This is a genomic window from Micromonospora sp. NPDC050200, assembly GCF_040656135.1.
Lineage (GTDB): Bacteria > Actinomycetota > Actinomycetes > Mycobacteriales > Micromonosporaceae > Micromonospora.
The window spans coordinates 31,958-48,439 of record NZ_JBFALG010000031.1 but is presented as its reverse complement, the minus strand read 5'-3'; the positions used below and the strand labels follow the sequence as shown (position 1 = coordinate 48,439).

Genomic DNA, 16,482 nt, shown 5'->3' with positions numbered 1-16,482 from the left:
GTTGGCATGAGCGTTCCACTCACCCTTCTCGGCCTCCTCGAACGGGAGTCCAGCCACGGGTACGACCTGAAGCGCGACTACGACGCCTACTTCGGGCGTGGCAAGCCGCTGCCGTTCGGCCAGGTCTACTCGACCCTCAGCCGACTGGCCCGCGACGGCAAGGTGGTGATCAGCGACGTCGGCCCCGGCGCCGGACCCGACCGGAAGCGCTACATCATCACGGATCGGGGCGCGACCGAGGTCGAGCAGTGGCTGACCCAGCCGGTCGAGCCGGAGCCGCACCTGCAGACCGTGCTCTTCGCCAAGGTCGTGCTCGCGCTGATGCTGGACCGTCCCGCCGCTGAATACCTCGACACCCAGCGCAGCGCACACCTGCACCGGATGCGCGAGCTCACCGACATCAAGCGCAGCGGCAGCCTCGTCGACGCGCTGCTCGCCGACCACGGCCTGTACCACCTGGAGGCGGACCTCCGGTGGATCGAGATGACCGGCGCCCGGCTGGACGCCCTGAAGAGAACGGTACGGCCATGACCATCATGATCGAAGCGCGGAACGTGGTGTTCTCGTTCGGCGAGACACCCGCGCTGCGGGGCGCGAGCATCGCCGTGGACTCAGGCGAGATCCTCGCCGTCATGGGTCCCAGCGGCTCGGGCAAGTCGACGCTGCTGCACTGTCTGGCCGGCATCCTCGTTCCCGACTCCGGCGAGATCCTGTTCGACGGGGCCCGGGTCGACTCCATGACCGAGACCGAGCGCAGCAGCCTGCGCCGGGACCGCTTCGGGTTCGTATTCCAGTTCGGCCAGCTCGTCCCCGAACTAACCGCGGTGGAGAACGTCGCCCTGCCCCTGCTGCTCAGCGGGGTCCGCCGGACGGAGGCGCTGCGCAAGGCGTACGCCTGGTTCGAACGCCTCGGCCTGGACGGCATGGAACAGCGCCGGTCGGGGGAACTGTCCGGGGGACAGGCGCAGCGCGTCGCCATCGCCCGCGGCCTGGTCGCCGAGCCGGAGGTCCTCTTCGCCGACGAGCCGACCGGTGCGCTCGACTCACTCACCGGCGAGCAGGTCATGGACCTGCTGGTCGCCGCGGCCCGCGAGCAGGGCACCACGGTCATCCTGGTCACCCACGAGCCACGGGTCGCCGCGTACGCCGACCGCGAGGTCATCGTCCGCGACGGGCGCGTGAACGCGCCGGACCGGATCGCGTCATGATCGGCTTCGGGCTACGCCTCGCCGTGGCCAGCGGCCGGGAGGCGCTCACCCGCCTCGTCATCATCGCCGCCGCCGTAGCGGTGGGCGCCGGTCTGCTGCTCGCCACCCTCGCCGGGGTCAACGCCGTCAACGCGCAGCTCACGCGGTACGCGTCGCTGTATCCCACGGCGTCGACGGGCGGCGACGCGGATCCCCTGTGGTGGTCGACGCGGCAGGACTACTTCCACGGCAAGCAGATCCTGCGCATCGACGTCGCCGCGACCGGACCGAACGCGCCCACCCCGATCGGCATTCCGACGACGCCGGGGCCGGGGGAGTACTACGCCTCCCCGTCATTGCAGAAACTGCTGGCCGCCAACCCGGCCGACCAGCTCGGCGACCGCTACCCCGGACGCGACCTCGGCACGATCGGCCCGGCGGCGCTGGCCTCGCCGGACACCCTGCTCGTTATCGTCGGCGGCACCCCCGACGAGGTCGCCAAGCTACCCCTCGCCAAGCAGCTAACCAGCGTCGGCGACAACACTCCCGCGCTTCCCGAGACCGTGGTGAACCTCATCCTGGGCGTGATAGCCGGCGGACTGCTGTTTCCGGTGCTGATCTTCATCGGCACCGCCACCCGGCTCAGCGCCGCCCGCCGGGAGCAGCGGTTCGCCGCGATGCGCCTGGTCGGCGCGACGCCACGGCAGATCTCGGTGGTCGCAGCGGTCGAGGCGACCGCCGCCGCCGTCGCCGGTACCGCCCTCGGCTTCATCCTGTTCCTCGCGTTCCGCGGCTCGCTCGCGAACATCCCGTTCACCGGGATGCGGTTCTTCACCAGCGACATGTCGCTGGGCGTGCTGGACATCCTGCTCGTCGCGCTCGGCGTCCCGGCCGGCGCTGCGGTAGCGGCGCAGGTCTCGCTGCGCCGTGTCCGGATCTCCCCGCTCGGCGTTACCCGGCAGGTCACCCCACGCCCCCCGCGCGCGTACCGGCTGATCCCGCTCGTGCTCGGCGTCGGTGCGCTGGCATTCGCCATCGGCCACCGGCCCGAAACGTCCGACGGCCAGACTGCGGCGTTCCTGCCCGGGCTCCTGCTCATCATGGCCGGCCTGGTCCTCGCCGGCCCCTGGCTGACGATGGTCGGCGCCCGGATCATGGCCCGGCACGCCAGTCGACCCGCTACGCTCATCGCCGCCCGGCGCCTCGCCGACAGCCCGAACGCCGGCTTCCGGGCGATCAGCGGCATCATGCTCGCGCTCTTCGTCACGAGCGTGGCCGTCGGCGTGATCACCACCATCGTCGCCAACCGCGGCCCGGCGCCGATCGGCTCGACCGACGCCGGCACCCTGTCCACCGTCTTCGCCGAGAACCCGCCGTCGGTGCCCGACACGGTGCTGGCCGACCTGCGCTCGATCCCCGGCGTGCAGACCGCGACCGTGGTCCATGAGAACCCGGCCAGGACCAGTCCCGGGGTGATCGCGTGCACCGACATCCCGGAGGCGTACGGCCGGTGCGCCGACGGCGCCACCGTCGCCGAGGTGCCGATGGACTTCATCCCCGCCCGCGGATCGGCGTCGTCCACGAGGGTCTGGCCCGCCGCATCGGCCTCACTTGGCGACCTCCAGCGGTTGCCGGTGGCGTCGATCGTCGTCGGCACGGACAGTTCGGCCGCCGCGCTGGAGCGCTCGCGCACCGTCCTCGAGTCGGCCTACCCGACCTTCTCGGTGGCCCCGAACGTTCCCGGCGATTTCGAGTCGGACTTCGCCGACACGCTGCAGGGCTGGAAGCAACTGGCCAACGTCATCATCATCGCCAGCCTCGCACTCGCCGGCTGCAGTCTCGCGGTCAGCGTCGTCGGCGGTCTCAGCGAGCGTAAGCGCCCGTTCAGCCTGCTCCGGCTCAGTGGCGCGCCGGTGCGGGTCCTGCGCCGCGTGGTCGCGCTCGAGAGCGCCGTACCGATGCTCGCCGTCGCCGTGGTCGCGATCGGGATGGGCTTCCTCGCCGCACAACTGTTCCTCAAGGCGCAGATGGACTACACGCTCACCGCGCCGGGCGTGGGGTTCTACGCGATCGTCGTCGTCGGGCTGGCGGCCTGCCTCGGCATCATCGCCTCCACCCTGCCGTTGCTGGAGCGCATCACCGGCCCGGAGACCGCACGGAGCGAATAGCTCTCGTTGCTCGTGATGTCGGTCGTCCCGGCCGAGTGCTCGGCCAGCCGTGCGACTGGCTGGCCGAGCACTCGGCCGGAGACCAGCGTGGATGCGGCCGGGTGCGGCGGGAGGGTGAACGGTTGCCCCGGCAGGGCCTGCTTTCGCCAGGCGCGGCGGGTGTTGGTTGACGCTGCACCTTCGAGACTGGACGGACCCCCGCCCCGAGGTCTGATGATGTGGTGACGTTCTGACGGTCGCGAGCTCACCGACGCACACCGGCTTCGCCCCGCGCTGCACGTCCCTCGACCGCAGCGGCCGTAGCCCCCCGGGTCAGCAGCGTCGGCGCTAGCATCGACTCGCCTCGAACTGCGGTCCGATCGGGTCATGGCCGGGGGTTCGGTCGATGCGGCGCCTGCCGGGCGCCCTTCTCCACTCTGAAGGAGCCGATACGTGCGGAAAGTACTCAGCATGCTCATGGCGGTGCTGTTCATCGCCGGCTCCGCGCAGGCCGCGCAGGCGGATGCGGGGCCGGTGACGAGAGTGACGCTGACCAGCGCGAACAACTTCTACCCGAGGGCCGAGGAGCGCATCCTGAGCAGGACGGTCACGCTGGCCTCCGGTGAGTCCCGGCATGTACGGGGCCGTCTTGAGGCGACGAGCAGCGTGACCCAGATCGTGGCGATGAACAACACGCTCAAGTGCGTCGACTCGACCGGCGCCGTCGTCGGCACCACCTCGACGTCGTCCCGCAACCACGAGGGCTCGGACACCACGTACTACGCCAGCCCCGGGCATCTGCCGATCTACGCCGACCTGCTGTTCACCGCGCCGTCGGCCGGCACCTACACCTGCGGCCTCTACGCGTACACGGCCTCCAGTTCGCTCACCGACTACCACCTGACCGCCGTCGCCACCAACACCTGGCTCGAGGTCAGCGACACCAACCAGGTGGGCGCACGCTGGTGGCAGAACCCCACCTGCAACAGCACCGGTACGTCCAGCACCTGCACCTACATCGGCGCGGGCACCTCCACGGCCTGGGTGTTCTACAACGACGGCACGCCCGTGTACAAGTGGAACGCCGCCAGCAACGCCACCAGCGTGCAGGCGCTGGCCAACCTCGAGCTCACCACCTGCTACACGGGTACCGCGTCGTGCAGCAGCAGCATCGACGCCTACGAGAAGCCGCGCGGCACGAACGCCGTGGTGGATGTGCGCTTCGAGATGATCCAGCTCGACACGACGGCGCACACCTGCCGTACGACGAGTACGACAACGTCCCGCAAGACGATCCGCGACGACGCGCACCACTACGTCGCCAACTTCGCCCTGTCCGATATCCCGATCGACCCGACCTGCGGCACCCGCACCTTCATCATGCGGATCTTCGTCCAGCACGTCTCCGGCAACCCGATCAAGATCGACGGAGTGCAGACCACCACATCGCTCACGAACGGCATCGCCATGAACATCTTCTGACGAGCGCAACATCGCCGGACCCGGGTTCAGGAGCCCTCGCGTGCGGGCCCTGGACCCGTTCCGTGTAAGGGCAGGTGTGGACGCCGCCGGCCGACCCTCCACAACGGGACAACGAAGTGACGCTCACGCATATACGATCGTCGAACCATTGGGGGCACTGGTCCATTGAGGAGGCTCCGTGCGTAGACGCATGGTGTTCATCTGCTGCGTACTCACCACGATCGCGGCCACCACGTCCACCGCCCAGGCGAAGGAGCCCGTGGCGAAGCCAGCGACGCAACCCGGCTTCGCCGCGGGCGTCGACGTCGAGGCGATGACCGCGCAATTCCACCGGCTGGAAGCCGTCGCCGCCGCGCACCCCGACGGCGCGGGCGGCACCTACTTCGACGAGGCGACCGGTCAGCTGGTCGTCCGCCAGGTGCGGAACGCCGAGGGCGACCGGCTGAGGTCCGCAGTGGGCCTGCGCTCGCGCCAGGCGGGAGAGGTCCCGGTCCGGTTCGAGACCACCGCGGTACCGATGAAGCGACTGGAAGCCGCAACCGAGCAGCTGGAGAGCAGCCGCGCCTGGGCCGGCGCCCACGCCGCCAGCATTCACCGGGTCAAGCTGGACCGCCTGGCAGCACAGATCGTCATCCACGCTTCCGGCGACGCGGACGCGCTCGTCGCCGCCGCGGTCAAGGCCACCGGCGTGACGCCCCAGGTGTCGATCTCGAAGGCCGGGATGACGCCCGCCAGCCGCCGGGTCGACTCCATCCCGTACTACGGCGGGCTGGCACTGTTCGACTACAACGTCACCGCCGCGGGAGACAACCCGCGTACCGTGGACGCGTATTGCACGACCGGTTTCCGGATGACTCGCGGGGGAACGAACAGCAACTGGGTGACGACCGCAGGGCACTGCGCCCCCAACGGCACCTACTTCTGGCACAACGGCGGCTGGAACCTCCGCGTCAGCTCGAACTACCGGAGCCTGGGCACCGACGTCTCCATGCTCGCAGGCGAGAACGGCGCCTACTTCAGCCGGTACTCCTGGTTCGGCTCGCGCGACACGTCGACCGCCAACCCGGTCACGGCCAAGCTGACCGGATGGCCCGCCATCGGATCCGCCGTCTACATGTCCGGCTCCAACGGCGGCCTGGTGTACGGCAGGGTCACCGACACCGGCAACACCGGGTGCACCGGCTCCCCGGTGGTCGAGGTCGACACCGTCACCGGGCACCCGGAGGACGGCCCCGTGCTCGGCGGTGACTCGGGTGGGCCGGTCACGAGGTGGAACACCGCCACCACGGCGACCAACGACCTCGTCGCCGAGGGCAGCATCACCTGTTCCGACCGCAGCAGTTACGCCGAGTTCGACCCGATCCACCGCATCGAGGCGGCGACCGGCGCCGTCGTCGTGGTTGCCGGCACCTGACACAACCTGGTGTGCGGGCGGCGACTCACGCCGCCCGCACACCATCAAAGGGTGCCGATCAACGATGAGACCCGGGCAGTCCAGTCTGCAATCTCATGCAGCGCCGTCAACGTGGGGGATCGGCACCCGTGCCTGGCAATGGGGCACCAAACGAGTGGAACGACCGTGTCCGTTACGGAGCGCAGCAGGAGACAAGATCCCGAGCAGCCGATGGGTGGACGCGAGTGGCTCAACTCAACCCTCCACTTGAAAGTCGGCGGAAGTTCGATAATGCACATTATGTCAAGTAGATCGGATCGGGATCCCCTCCGGCAGGGGTGCCGAGACGACCGCCGGCATGTCCCGGGCCGGTAACAGCACCACCGCCAGGACCGCGGCCAGCGCCACCGGCACCGAGGTCGTCGAGAACATCACCAGGAATGCGGCCCCCACCCCGGCGTACGCGCCGGCCAGCACCGTGCGCGTCGGGTATCGGGCGACCAGGGTGCGGCTGAGCAGGGAGCCGACCAGGTGGCCGACGCCGAGTCCGGCGACCAACCAGCCGACGACCGCGCCGGAGGCGTCGAGCCGTTCGGTGGCGTACGGGATGAGCAGCACGGTCAGCGCGGCGTTCGCCGTCCAGTACAGCCAGCTCGTCACCAGCAGGCCGCGCAGCACCGGCGTACGCGCGATCCGGCCCAGCCCCTCGCGCAGCTCGCCGATCGCGCGGGCGGCGCGGCCGGCGGACCTCTCCTGCCGGGCCACGGCGACGCCGGCGGTGGCCAGCGCGGCGCCGAGGTACGCGACCAGGTCGACCGCGACGGCGGCGGCGAACCAGCCACGGGCGACGAGGAACGTGCCGGCGAGTGGGCCGGCCATCCGCAGCACGGCGGTGCTGAACGCGGTGAGCGAGTTGGCGGCGGGCAGGTCGGCCTGGTCGACGATCGTGGGTGTCACCGCGCGGACGGCGGGTTGCAGGAAGCAGACGGCGACGCTCTGCACGATCAGTCCGAGGTAGCCGAAGCCGAGCCGGTCGGTGCTGGTGGCGGGCAACATGAGGGCGACCCGGCGGCGCCGGCCAGGTTGGACCAGATCAGAACCTGTCGGCGGGACCAGCGGTCGATGACGACCCCCGCCCAGGGGGCGACGAGGACGGCCGGGAGCGCCTCGATGGCGAGGGCCACCCCGGCGGACATGGCGGATCCGGTCAGGGTGAACACGTGCAGCGGCACGGCCATGACGAGCAGCCAGGTGCCGAGGGCGTTCAGTGTCGTGGCGGACCAGAGCCGGCGGAAGTCGCGGTTGTCGCGCAGCAGGGTCCCCATGGGACGGACGCTACGCTCCCCCGCGTTCGGCGGGGTGGCTCGGAACCCGAAAAAGCTGCATAATATGCCTTATGCATGATAAACAGGACGAATCGGTAGGTCATCTCGTCGAGGAGTTCCTGACCGCCCGGGCCACCCGCAAGCCCTCCCCCCACACCCTCGAGGCGTACCGGCGCGACCTGCGGGCGGTGGCCGCGCTGGTCGGCGACGACCCGGCCACTCCCCTCCCCCTCGACCAGGTGACGATCTCGGCCCTCTCCCCCCGGGTCATGCGGGCGGCGTTCGCCCGGTATGCCGCTCCCCGGGCGGCATCGTCGGTGCACCGGGCCTGGTCGGCCTGGAACAGCTTTTTCACGTTCCTGGTCGCGGAGGGGGTGGTGGCGGGCAACCCGATGCCGGCGGTGGGCCGTCCCCGCGCGCCGCTTCCCCAGCCCAAGCCGCTGCGGGGTGAGGACACCCCCGAGGAGCTGCTCGCCTCGGTGGCGCGGGAGGACGGGCGGCAGCGTGACCCGTGGCCGGAGCGGGACGTGGCGGTGCTGGCCCTGGCGCTCTGCGCGGGGCTGCGCCTGTCGGAGCTGTTGGCGCTGCGGGTGTCGTCGTTGAGCGGGCGGGCCGGTGAGCGGCGGGTGGACGTGGCGGGCAAGGGTGGTCGGCCGCGGGTGGTGCCGGTGGAGCCGGAGCTGGACCGGGTGTTGGTGGCCTACCTGGACAGCCGGGCGCGGCGGTTCGGGCCGCGCAGCGTACGGCCGGATTCGCCGTTGCTGGTGGACCGGCGGGGTGAGCCGCTGCGTCGGGGTGGGCTGCAGTACCTGGTGGATTCCTGCTACCGGCGGGCGGGCATCGGTGACCGGGTGCCGCGCGGAGCGCGGTTGCACGCGTTGCGGCACACGTTCGCGACCCGGTTGGCCGAGGACGGGGCGAGCGCGGCGGAGATCATGCGGTTGCTGGGGCACGCGTCGTTGGCGTCGTCGCAGACGTACATCGAGGTGACGGCGGGGCAGCAGCGGGCGGCGGTGCGGGCGAACCGCACCAACCGGGCGTTGGCGGGGTTGGTTGCGGGGGTTCAGGCGGGTTGAGGTGGGCCGGCGAGGATGGCCGGGAACACGGTGGCGATCGCGGTGGTGGGGTCGAAGGCCGGGTCGGGGTTGGCGAGCTGGTTGTTGAGCAGGCCGTCGACGACGGCGAGCAGCAGGCGCAGGGCGGGTACGGGGTGGCGGGCGCCGAGGGCGGCCATGAGGGGTGCGGCCCAGGCGGTGAGTTGCTGTTGGCTGCGGGCGATCTGGTGTTGGAGTGCGGGTTGGTGGGCGGCCTCGCCGAAGATGGCGAGTCGGGCGAGGGTGAGCACCCGGCCGTCGTGGGTGAGGTGGTGGACGAGGGCCCCGAGCGCGCTGGTGAAGGTGTCGGCGGTGAGGTGCGCGAGGCTGCCGGTGAGGCGGTTCCAGCCGGCGGTTTCGGTGTCGAGGATGCGGGTGAGGACGCCGGTGAGCAGGGCGTCGCGGGTGCGGAAGCGGTTGGAGGTGGAGCCGGTGGGCAGGCCGGCGGCCTCGTCGACGGCGCGGTGGGTGAGGTGGCGGATGCCGCGGGTGCCGAGGACGGTGATGGCGGCGTCGAGGATCTGTCGTTCGCGGTCGACCATGGGCTGACACTACAGCAGTAGTTTTTTCAACTACATGTGTAGTACGGTCGGGTGATGAAGGGTTCAGTGGCCGTCGTCGGGGGCGGCATCGGCGGGCTGGCCGTGGCGGGTGGTCTGCACCGGGCCGGGTGGCGGGTCACGGTGTTCGAGCGCTCGGCCGGGCTGCCCACTGTCGGCACCGGCCTGGGAATCTGGCCGTCCGCGTTGCGGGCGCTGGACCGGCTCGGGGTGGGGACCCGGGCGCGCGAGTGTGGCCGCCTCCAGTCCGACGGGGCGATGCGCCGGCCGGACGGGTCGGTGATCGCCACTCTGGACGTGGCGCGGATCCGCCGCAAGCACGGCGAGGGGGTGCACCTGCTGTCCCGGCCGGCGCTGCTCGGCGTGCTGGCCGGGGCGCTGCCGCCGGGCGTGGTCCGGTTCGGGTCCCCGGTCGCCGATCCGGTGGCCCTGGCCGCCAGGCACGACGTGGTGGTCGGTGCGGACGGCATCCGCAGCGCGACGCGGGCGGCGATGTTCGGTGACCGGTACCCGCTGCGGTACTCCGGGATGACGGCGTGGCGGGGCACGGTGGCTCTGGACGTGCCGGCGGGCGGCGAGACGTGGGGCCGGGGCCGAAAGTTCGGCCTGACCCCGCAGGCGGCCGGGGTGACGAACTGGTACGCGGCCGTCGCCGCCGCCGAGGGGTACCGGCCGCCGGAGGGCGACGTGGTGGCGTTGCGGCGCCTGTTCGGCGACTGGCACGATCCCATCCCGACGTTGCTGGACCGGGTCGACCCGGCCGGGGTGCTGCACCACGACATGCACCTGCTGACGCCGCTGCCGTCGTATGTGGACGGTCGGACCGTGCTGCTCGGGGACGCGGCGCACGCGATGACCCCGGACCTGGGTCAGGGGGCGTGCCAGGCGTTGATCGACGCGGTCGCGCTGGTGGACGCGCTGACGCGGGAGCGCGACGTGCCCGCGGCGCTGGCCCGCTACGACGGGCAGCGGCGCTGGCCGACGCAGCGGATGGCGGCGATGGCGGCGCGGGCCAGCCGGCTGTCGCGGGTACGACGGTTCACCGGGGCGCGGGACCTGGCGGTGCGGGCGGCGCTGGCGTTCGGCCCGCCGGGCTGAGCGGCGCAGGCAGCCGGCGCCGCGCTGGGGTTTCTTCGGCTACCCGCGACGCCGTCCCGCCCCGCCCTGAGGCGGTCGCCGGGGATGGATCTGCCGATGAGGGGTATGCGCGCCCCCATGGAGTGCCGAGGTCGAATCGTGGTCGTCTCCGCGAACGTCGGCGCCGGTCATGACACGGCCGCGGCCGAGCTGGCGTACCGGCTGCGGGAGCGCGGGTTCAGGGTGGACCGGATGAACCTGCTGGACGTGCTGCCCCGGCCGGCGCGTTGGGCGTTCCGGGAGGCGTACCGGGGCATCCTGCGCTGGCTGCCGTGGGGCTACGACGTGCTGTTCACGCTCACCAGCCGGTCCCGGTGGTCGGTCTGGGTGATCCGTGCCCTGCTGCGTCCGCTGCGCAATCGGATGGGCCGGGTGATTCCGCCGGACACCCGGGCGGTGGTGACGACCTATCCGTTCGCCAATCAGCTCCTCGGGCCGTTGCGTCGTCAGGGGCGGCTGGTCGTCCCGGTCATCACGTACGTCACGGATTTCGTGGTCCATCCGACGTGGCTCAGTCCCGGGGTGGACGTCTACTGCGCGGTGCGGCACGCCGAGGTGCAGCCGGCCGGCACCGCCAACGGGGTCGACATCACGGTGGTGCAGCCGCTGGTGTCGGCCGCTTTCGCCGGTCCTGTCGGGGTCGACCGGGGGCAGGTCCGGCGGCGGTTCGGCCTGCCCGAGCGGGGTCGGTTGGCGCTGATCGTGGCCGGCGCCTGGGGTGCCGGTGAGGTGGAGACCACGGTGGCGGAGGTCGGTGCCACCGGCTGGGTGCGGCCGGTGGTGGTGTGCGGCCGTAACGAGGCGTTGTACCAGCGGCTGCGGCGCCGTGGGGAGCATGTGTTGGGCTGGGTCGACGACATGCCGGCGCTGATGCGTGCGGTGGACGTGGTGGTGGAGAACGCGGGCGGTCTGACCTGTCAGGAGGCCCTCGCGTCCGGGGTGCCCGTCTTGACCTACCGCCCGATTCCGGGACATGGGCGGGCGAACGCCTCGATCCTCCACCGGGCGGGTCTGACCCGGTGGGTGGATTCCGCGGAGTACCTGCGACCGGCCCTGGTCGAGGTGACTGCGGGGCGGAGCCGTTTCGTCGCCGACTCGCGCTCGCAGGTCGACCCGGCCGGTCTCGTCGCCGAGGCGGCCGCGGGGTCCGGCGGCGCGGGCGCGTACGACCGGCGCCGGGGCCGTTCCGTGACGGATGCCCTCGGCGACGCGGTGGGGGTGGTCGCGGCGCTGCTCCAGTCGTCCGGTGGTGGCCGGTGACGGGTGGGCCGGCGAAACGGCTCGCGGTCGGGGCGGGGGCGCTGGCCGCGTTGCAGCTGGCCCCGGCGGTTGCCGCGCTGCCGGCGCTGCGGGGGCGCTTGCTCGCCAGGCTCGACGGGGTGGGTCCGCGGGACCGGGTGGCGTTGACCTTCGACGACGGCCCGGATCCGGATTCCACCCCGCAGTTCCTGGACGTGCTGGCCGACCGTGGGGTGCGGGCCACGTTTTTCCTGCTCGGGTCGATGCTGCTCCGCTCGCCCGCACTCGGCCGGCGGATCGTCGCCGAGGGCCATGAGGTCGCGTTGCACGGCTGGGAGCACCGCAACCTGATGCTGCGGGGTCCGGCGGACACCTGGCGGGACCTGGCCGCCGGGCGGGCGTTGATCACCGCCGTGACCGGCCGTGCGCCGCGGTTCTTCCGCCCGCCGTACGGGGTGTTGACGGGTGCGGCCCTGCTGGCCGCTCGGCGGCTGGCGCTGCGGCCGGTGCTGTGGACGTGCTGGGGCCGGGACTGGACCGGCTCGGCCACCCCGGATTCGGTGCTGGCCACCGTGGGCGGGGGGCTCTTCGGCGGCGGGACGGTCCTGCTGCACGATTCTTCGCGTACGGCTGCTCCCGGCGCCTGGCGGGCCGGTCTCGCCGCGCTGCCCGGGCTGCTCGACGAGTGTTGTCGACGGGGTTGGGCGGTGGAGCCGCTGGGCGAGCATGTGCGCGGGCCGCGGTGATCCTCGCCGTGGTGGCCGCACTCGTCGCGGCGTTCTCCTTCGCGCTGTCCACGACGATGCACCAGCGGGCGGCGAAGCGGCAGCAGCCGCGTCGGGCGCTGGACCTGCGCCTGCTGCTGCGGCTCGTGCGGACCCGGCTGTGGCAGTTCGGCTGGGTCCCGGACGTCGTGGCGGTGGCGTCTCAGACGCTGGCCCTGCGCTACGGGCCGCTGTCGCTGGTGCAGCCGCTGCTGGCCGGCGGGCTGTTCATGGCCGTGGTGATGGAGGCGGCGTGGAGCCGGCGGCCGGTGCCGCGACGGGACCTCGCCGCCGCGGTGCTCGGCACGGTGGGTCTGGTCGCCTTCCTGGTCACGGCCGACCCCCGGGCCGGTGTCGGGGATCCCACCCGGAGTGCGTGGTGCTGGGTCGCGGCCGGGGCCGGCACGGCGGTCGCCGGCTGTCTGCTCGGTGCTCGGCGCACCCGCGCTGCGGCGCGTGGCGCGCTGCTCGGCGTCGCGGCCGGAGTCCTCTACGGAGTCGCCGCGGCCCTGCTCAAAGCGGTGGCGACGCGGTTCAGTGGCGACCTGTCGGCCCTGGTCCTCGACCCGCGTGTCGCGGCGCTGGCGCTGGTGGCCGTGCTCGGGGTGCAGGTGAACCAGAGTGCCTTCCAGAGCGGACGGATCGCGGCCCCGTTGACCGCGTTGACGCTGACCGAGCCGGTGACCGGCGTGCTCGTCGGGGCGACCGCGTTCCGGGAGACCCTCTCGCTGGGCGCCTTCCGGATTCCCCTCCTCGTGGTCTCCGTCGGCGCGATCACGATTGGTGTCTGGCTCGCGGGCGGCGCCTCCCGGGTCCGCTCCTAGACGTCGTCCATCGCTGGTGCGTCGGTCGGGACGGCTGCCGGGTTGGTTCCGGCGTGGGTGGGCCGAGGTGCGGGATCAGTGCCGCCGCTCCCCCGGGGCGTCGGCCTCGACCGGGTTGGTGTTCGCCCCGCCCGGCCGAGCGGGGCGGCGCTGTCGTTCGGTCCCCCGGCCCGGGCGGGGCGCCGCCGGGTCACAGGCCGGCGCACGGGTCGTCGCCGATCGTGCAGCTCTCGGGTGCCTTGGTGCGCGGGTCGGTGTCGCGGACGTCGAAGGTGATGGTCTGCGACCGTCCGGCCGGTACGGGTGACCCGGTGAAGGTGACGGTCTGTCCGTCCTGCCGCCAGTCCGCCCCGTTGGCGCTGGTGAGGGTGCCGCGCTCGGCCAGGGTGACGACGAGGGTCCAGTCCTTCGCCGCCGGGCCGGCCGGGTTGTCGAGCACCACCTGACCGGTGTAGCCGAAGAGCCGGGTCGCGGTGGTCTGGTAGCGGGCGGTCATGGCAGTGGTGGCCGGGGCGACGGAGGTGGGCGTGCGGGAGGGGGCGGCGGTGGGGGTCCGGCTGGGACGCGCGGCGCTGGATGCGGCGGTGGGCGTGGGGCGGGTGCTGGGGGTCGCTCGGAGCGCGGGGCTGCCGGTGGTCGCGGCGGTGGGGGGTGGCGGCAGCGGGTCCGGCCCGGCGGCGGGGTCGGGGGCGTCGGGCAGCAGCGCCCACACCACCGCGCCGGTGGCGAGCACGGCGCCGGCCAGCGCCGCGACGAGCACCGGCCGGCGCCTGCGGTCGGTCGGTGCGGGTGCTGCCCCGATGACGGGCAGCTCGGTGGTCGGCCGGCCCTCGCCGCGGCGCAGGTCGACCTGCTGGAAGGCCAGCCAGTCGAGGATGGCGGGCAGTCGCCCGGTCAGGGTCTGCTGGTAGTACCGCTCGCGGCTGTCGCGGTCCTCGGCGGGCCAGGCGCCGTGTTCCATGGTTTCCTGCACCGACAGTCGGCAGCCCTCTGGGGTTGGGGTGACGGCGCAGGTCAGCCGGGTACGCCGGTCGCCTTCCTGGCAGTGCAGCACGAGCAGCTCCGGTGCCCGTCGCTCGGTCACCTCGGCGTCGACGGCGGCGTGGAAACCGGGCAGTCCCGCGGTGTGCAGCAGCAGCCGGCGCGGTGCCTCCGTGACCACCTCGGTCTCGGTGAACCAGCGGGTGAGCAGCTGCGGGTTGGTCAATGCCTGCCAGACCCGGTCGCTGGGGTGCGACAGGTCGATCTGGGCGCCGATCTCGTTCACGGCGAGACTGTACGGGTTGGTGCGGGTGGCCGGTGAGGGCCGGGTGGGGTCCTGACAGGATCGTCGGATGCGGGTGGGTGTCGGCGGCGGACCGGCGGCGGGCCGACGCGGTGCTGGCGTGGTTGCCCCGGTGGTGGCCGGTGGCGGATGCGGTCCGGGCGGGCGGTGTGGCAGGCTGAGGGGTGGACGCGACTGGCGGCACGGGGATGGGTCAACCATCGGGGAGCTCGTCGTGGGGGTCGACCGCCTGGGCCTCCGCGGACGAGGTGAGCCATGTCTGTTTCCGCTTCCCCGACCACGGCCACGGCGCGGCTGCTGCCCGGTAGGCCGGTGGCGGAGAAGATCCTGACCGAGGTCGCCGATCAGGTGGCGGCGCTGCGCGCGGCGGGGGTGACCCCGGCGCTGGCGACGGTGCTGGTGGGCGACGACGACGCGAGCGCCGGGTACATCCGGATCAAGCAGCGGCAGGCGGCGGAGCTGGGTTTCGCGTCCCCGCACGTGCATCTGCCGGCGTCGGCCTCCCAGCGGGACCTGCACCGGGTCCTGGAGGACTTCAACGCCGACGCGGGGGTGCACGGGGTGCTGGTGCAGCATCCGATCCCCGGTCACCTCGACTACGACCGGGCGTTGCAGGTCCTCGACCCGGACTCCGACGTCGACGGCATGCACCCGGTGAACATGGGCCGGTTGGCGTTGGGCCTGCCGGGGCCGTTGCCGTGCACACCGGCGGGGATCGAGGCGCTGCTGGCGTACCACGGGGTGCCGGTGTCCGGTCGGGAGGTGGTGATCCTGGGTCGCGGGGCGACGCTGGGGCGGCCGTTGGCGATGCTGCTGGCGCAGAAGCGGCCGACGGCGAACGCGGCGGTGACCGTGGTGCACACCGGGGTGGCGGACTGGCCGCGGTACACCCGGCGGGCGGAGATCCTGGTGGCGGCGGCGGGGGTGCCGGGGATCGTCCGGCCGGAGCACGTGCGCCCGGGCGCGGTGGTCGTCGGTGGTGGGGTGCGGTACGAGGGGCGGCGGTTGCTGCCGGACGTGGACGAGTCGTGCGCGGAGGTGGCGGGGGCGATCACGCCGCGGGTCGGCGGGGTGGGCCCGACGACGGTGGCGATGCTGTTCCGCAACGCGTTGCGGGCGGCGCAGCGGACCGTCGGGCAGGGCTGAGGTTGCGGCGGCCCGGCTCCGCTCGGGTCGCCGCCGGTCAGCCGAGGTCGACGACGAGGGGCCGGTGGTCGGAGATCGTGGAGAGGGGGGTGTGGACGGCGGTGACCGGGGGCAGCCGGTCCAGGCCGTGCCGGTCGGCGAGGATGTGGTCGAGCTGCACGCGGGGCGCGGCGGCCGGGTAGGTGGGGCGCCGGCCCAGGGGCCGCCAGCCGCTGAGCAGGCGGGCCGGGCCGGCGGGCAGGTTGAGGTCGCCGAGCAGGATCCGTGGGGCGGGCAGGGCGCGTAGCGCGCGTACGACGCGGCGTAGCTGGTGGGCGTTCCAGCCGGGGACGAACGACAGGTGGGTGGCGGCGACGGTGAGCGGCCCGTGCGGGGTGTCCAGGATCGCGGCGAGCACCACGCGGGGTTCGTCGCGCAGCAGGACCAGGCCGCCGCCGGGGCCGGGGACGTAGACCGGGGACCGCACCGGGGCGGGGCGTAGCCGGGTGATCTGCCAGGAGCGTACGGGGTGCCGGCTGACCAGGCCGACGCCGTAGCAGGGTTCGCCGTGGCCGTCGTCGTCGTGGCGCAGCGGGCGGAACAGTTCGCCGGGGGTGCCGACGACGGCGGCGGCGAAGCGGTGCTCGGGGGCGTCGAGGGCGCGGGCGGCGATGGCGGTGAGGTCGAGGTTGCCGCTGCGGGACTGGTCCCGGTCGACCTCCTGCAGGGCGAGGATGTCGACGTCGAGGGCCTGCACGGCGGCGGTGAGCCGGTCGGGGTCGACCAGGCCGTCGGTGAGGGAGCGGCCGTGCAGCAGGTTGAACGTCGCCAGGCGCACTCCTGCACCCTACGTCGCCGTGACACAGTTGCCCGATGGTCAAGGCGTTGCTCTGTTCGGTGCTGCTGTTCGTCGCGGTGGC

16 protein-coding genes and 1 riboswitch are annotated in these 16,482 nt (G+C 72.8%); of the genes, 11 read left to right on the top strand and 5 right to left on the bottom strand.

Annotated elements, in window-relative coordinates:
* The first annotated feature begins 6 nt into the window (after positions 1-6).
* The 5 genes from AB0I41_RS20985 to AB0I41_RS20965 all read left to right on the top strand — a co-directional run bounded on the left by AB0I41_RS20985 (position 7) and on the right by AB0I41_RS20965 (position 6,230).
* A complete protein-coding gene (locus AB0I41_RS20985; protein ID WP_357109960.1) occupies positions 7-531 on the top strand; it encodes a PadR family transcriptional regulator in 525 nt (174 codons plus the stop codon).
* On the top strand, positions 528-1,208 hold the full coding sequence (locus tag AB0I41_RS20980; protein ID WP_357109958.1) for an ABC transporter ATP-binding protein: 681 nt from the start codon (positions 528-530) through the stop codon (positions 1,206-1,208). Before AB0I41_RS20985 ends, AB0I41_RS20980 begins: the two co-directional genes overlap by 4 nt.
* Positions 1,205-3,355: an FtsX-like permease family protein gene (locus tag AB0I41_RS20975; RefSeq protein WP_357109955.1), complete on the top strand. Its 2,151-nt coding sequence runs from the start codon at positions 1,205-1,207 to the stop codon at positions 3,353-3,355. Before AB0I41_RS20980 ends, AB0I41_RS20975 begins: the two co-directional genes overlap by 4 nt.
* A gap of 432 nt (positions 3,356-3,787) precedes the next feature.
* Positions 3,788-4,816: a hypothetical protein gene (locus AB0I41_RS20970; protein ID WP_357109953.1), complete on the top strand. Its 1,029-nt coding sequence runs from the start codon at positions 3,788-3,790 to the stop codon at positions 4,814-4,816.
* Between the two features lie 178 nt (positions 4,817-4,994).
* Positions 4,995-6,230 (top strand): hypothetical protein, encoded by a 1,236-nt coding sequence (locus AB0I41_RS20965; protein ID WP_357109950.1) that lies wholly within the window; start codon positions 4,995-4,997, stop codon positions 6,228-6,230.
* A gap of 282 nt (positions 6,231-6,512) precedes the next feature.
* On the opposite strand, the gene AB0I41_RS20960 is transcribed toward AB0I41_RS20965, so the two are convergent.
* Positions 6,513-7,265: an MFS transporter gene (locus AB0I41_RS20960; RefSeq protein WP_357109947.1), complete on the bottom strand. Its 753-nt coding sequence runs from the start codon at positions 7,263-7,265 to the stop codon at positions 6,513-6,515.
* Entirely contained in the window at positions 7,214-7,534 is a 321-nt protein-coding gene (locus AB0I41_RS20955) for an MFS transporter (RefSeq protein ID WP_357109944.1), read from the bottom strand. The genes AB0I41_RS20960 and AB0I41_RS20955 overlap by 52 nt, the downstream gene beginning before the upstream one ends.
* 71 nt (positions 7,535-7,605) lie before the next feature.
* Here AB0I41_RS20955 and AB0I41_RS20950 point away from each other — a divergent pair, with 71 nt between their 5' ends.
* Positions 7,606-8,610: a tyrosine-type recombinase/integrase gene (locus tag AB0I41_RS20950; RefSeq protein WP_357109942.1), complete on the top strand. Its 1,005-nt coding sequence runs from the start codon at positions 7,606-7,608 to the stop codon at positions 8,608-8,610.
* Here AB0I41_RS20950 and AB0I41_RS20945 read toward each other — a convergent pair.
* A complete protein-coding gene (locus AB0I41_RS20945; RefSeq protein WP_357109939.1) occupies positions 8,598-9,170 on the bottom strand; it encodes a TetR family transcriptional regulator in 573 nt (190 codons plus the stop codon). The two genes, AB0I41_RS20950 and AB0I41_RS20945, sit on opposite strands and share 13 nt — an antisense overlap.
* A 54-nt stretch (positions 9,171-9,224) precedes the next feature.
* On the opposite strand from AB0I41_RS20945, the gene AB0I41_RS20940 reads away from it, so the two are divergent.
* The 4 genes from AB0I41_RS20940 to AB0I41_RS20925 all read left to right on the top strand — a co-directional run bounded on the left by AB0I41_RS20940 (position 9,225) and on the right by AB0I41_RS20925 (position 13,152).
* Positions 9,225-10,286, top strand: coding sequence for an FAD-dependent monooxygenase (locus AB0I41_RS20940; RefSeq protein ID WP_357109936.1), 1,062 nt, complete (start codon positions 9,225-9,227; stop codon positions 10,284-10,286).
* A 138-nt stretch (positions 10,287-10,424) separates the two neighbouring features.
* A complete protein-coding gene (locus AB0I41_RS20935) occupies positions 10,425-11,585 on the top strand; it encodes a glycosyltransferase (protein WP_357109933.1) in 1,161 nt (386 codons plus the stop codon).
* A complete protein-coding gene (locus tag AB0I41_RS20930; protein ID WP_357109931.1) occupies positions 11,582-12,310 on the top strand; it encodes a polysaccharide deacetylase family protein in 729 nt (242 codons plus the stop codon). Before AB0I41_RS20935 ends, AB0I41_RS20930 begins: the two co-directional genes overlap by 4 nt.
* An 11-nt stretch (positions 12,311-12,321) precedes the next feature.
* On the top strand, positions 12,322-13,152 hold the full coding sequence (locus AB0I41_RS20925; protein ID WP_357109928.1) for a DMT family transporter: 831 nt from the start codon (positions 12,322-12,324) through the stop codon (positions 13,150-13,152).
* Between the two features lie 190 nt (positions 13,153-13,342).
* Here the strand turns inward: AB0I41_RS20925 and AB0I41_RS20920 are convergent, their stop codons facing one another.
* The gene (locus tag AB0I41_RS20920) at positions 13,343-14,419 is read right to left on the bottom strand and encodes an SRPBCC domain-containing protein (protein ID WP_357109925.1); all 1,077 of its coding nucleotides are present in this window, start codon (positions 14,417-14,419) and stop codon (positions 13,343-13,345) included.
* 178 nt (positions 14,420-14,597) lie between these two features.
* Positions 14,598-14,679: riboswitch (ZMP/ZTP riboswitch) on the top strand.
* A 13-nt stretch (positions 14,680-14,692) separates the two neighbouring features.
* On the opposite strand from AB0I41_RS20920, the gene AB0I41_RS20915 reads away from it, so the two are divergent.
* Positions 14,693-15,583, top strand: coding sequence for a tetrahydrofolate dehydrogenase/cyclohydrolase catalytic domain-containing protein (locus AB0I41_RS20915; RefSeq protein WP_357109922.1), 891 nt, complete (start codon positions 14,693-14,695; stop codon positions 15,581-15,583).
* Between the two features lie 37 nt (positions 15,584-15,620).
* Here AB0I41_RS20915 and AB0I41_RS20910 read toward each other — a convergent pair whose 3' ends face one another.
* Entirely contained in the window at positions 15,621-16,400 is a 780-nt protein-coding gene (locus AB0I41_RS20910; RefSeq protein ID WP_357109919.1) for an endonuclease/exonuclease/phosphatase family protein, read from the bottom strand.
* Between the last annotated feature and the right edge of the window lie 82 nt (positions 16,401-16,482).

What these genes read in the sequence shown, in the direction of transcription:
- AB0I41_RS20985 (WP_357109960.1), top strand. Translation starts at nt 7, where the DNA reads ATGAGCGTTCCACTCACCCTTCTCGGCCTCCTCGAACGGGAGTCCAGC.
- AB0I41_RS20980 (WP_357109958.1), top strand. Translation starts at nt 528, where the DNA reads ATGACCATCATGATCGAAGCGCGGAACGTGGTGTTCTCGTTCGGCGAG.
- AB0I41_RS20975 (WP_357109955.1), top strand. Translation starts at nt 1,205, where the DNA reads ATGATCGGCTTCGGGCTACGCCTCGCCGTGGCCAGCGGCCGGGAGGCG.
- AB0I41_RS20960 (WP_357109947.1), bottom strand. Translation starts at nt 7,265, where the DNA reads ATGTTGCCCGCCACCAGCACCGACCGGCTCGGCTTCGGCTACCTCGGA.
- AB0I41_RS20955 (WP_357109944.1), bottom strand. Translation starts at nt 7,534, where the DNA reads ATGGGGACCCTGCTGCGCGACAACCGCGACTTCCGCCGGCTCTGGTCC.
- AB0I41_RS20950 (WP_357109942.1), top strand. Translation starts at nt 7,606, where the DNA reads ATGCATGATAAACAGGACGAATCGGTAGGTCATCTCGTCGAGGAGTTC.
- AB0I41_RS20945 (WP_357109939.1), bottom strand. Translation starts at nt 9,170, where the DNA reads ATGGTCGACCGCGAACGACAGATCCTCGACGCCGCCATCACCGTCCTC.
- AB0I41_RS20940 (WP_357109936.1), top strand. Translation starts at nt 9,225, where the DNA reads ATGAAGGGTTCAGTGGCCGTCGTCGGGGGCGGCATCGGCGGGCTGGCC.
- AB0I41_RS20915 (WP_357109922.1), top strand. Translation starts at nt 14,693, where the DNA reads ATGTCTGTTTCCGCTTCCCCGACCACGGCCACGGCGCGGCTGCTGCCC.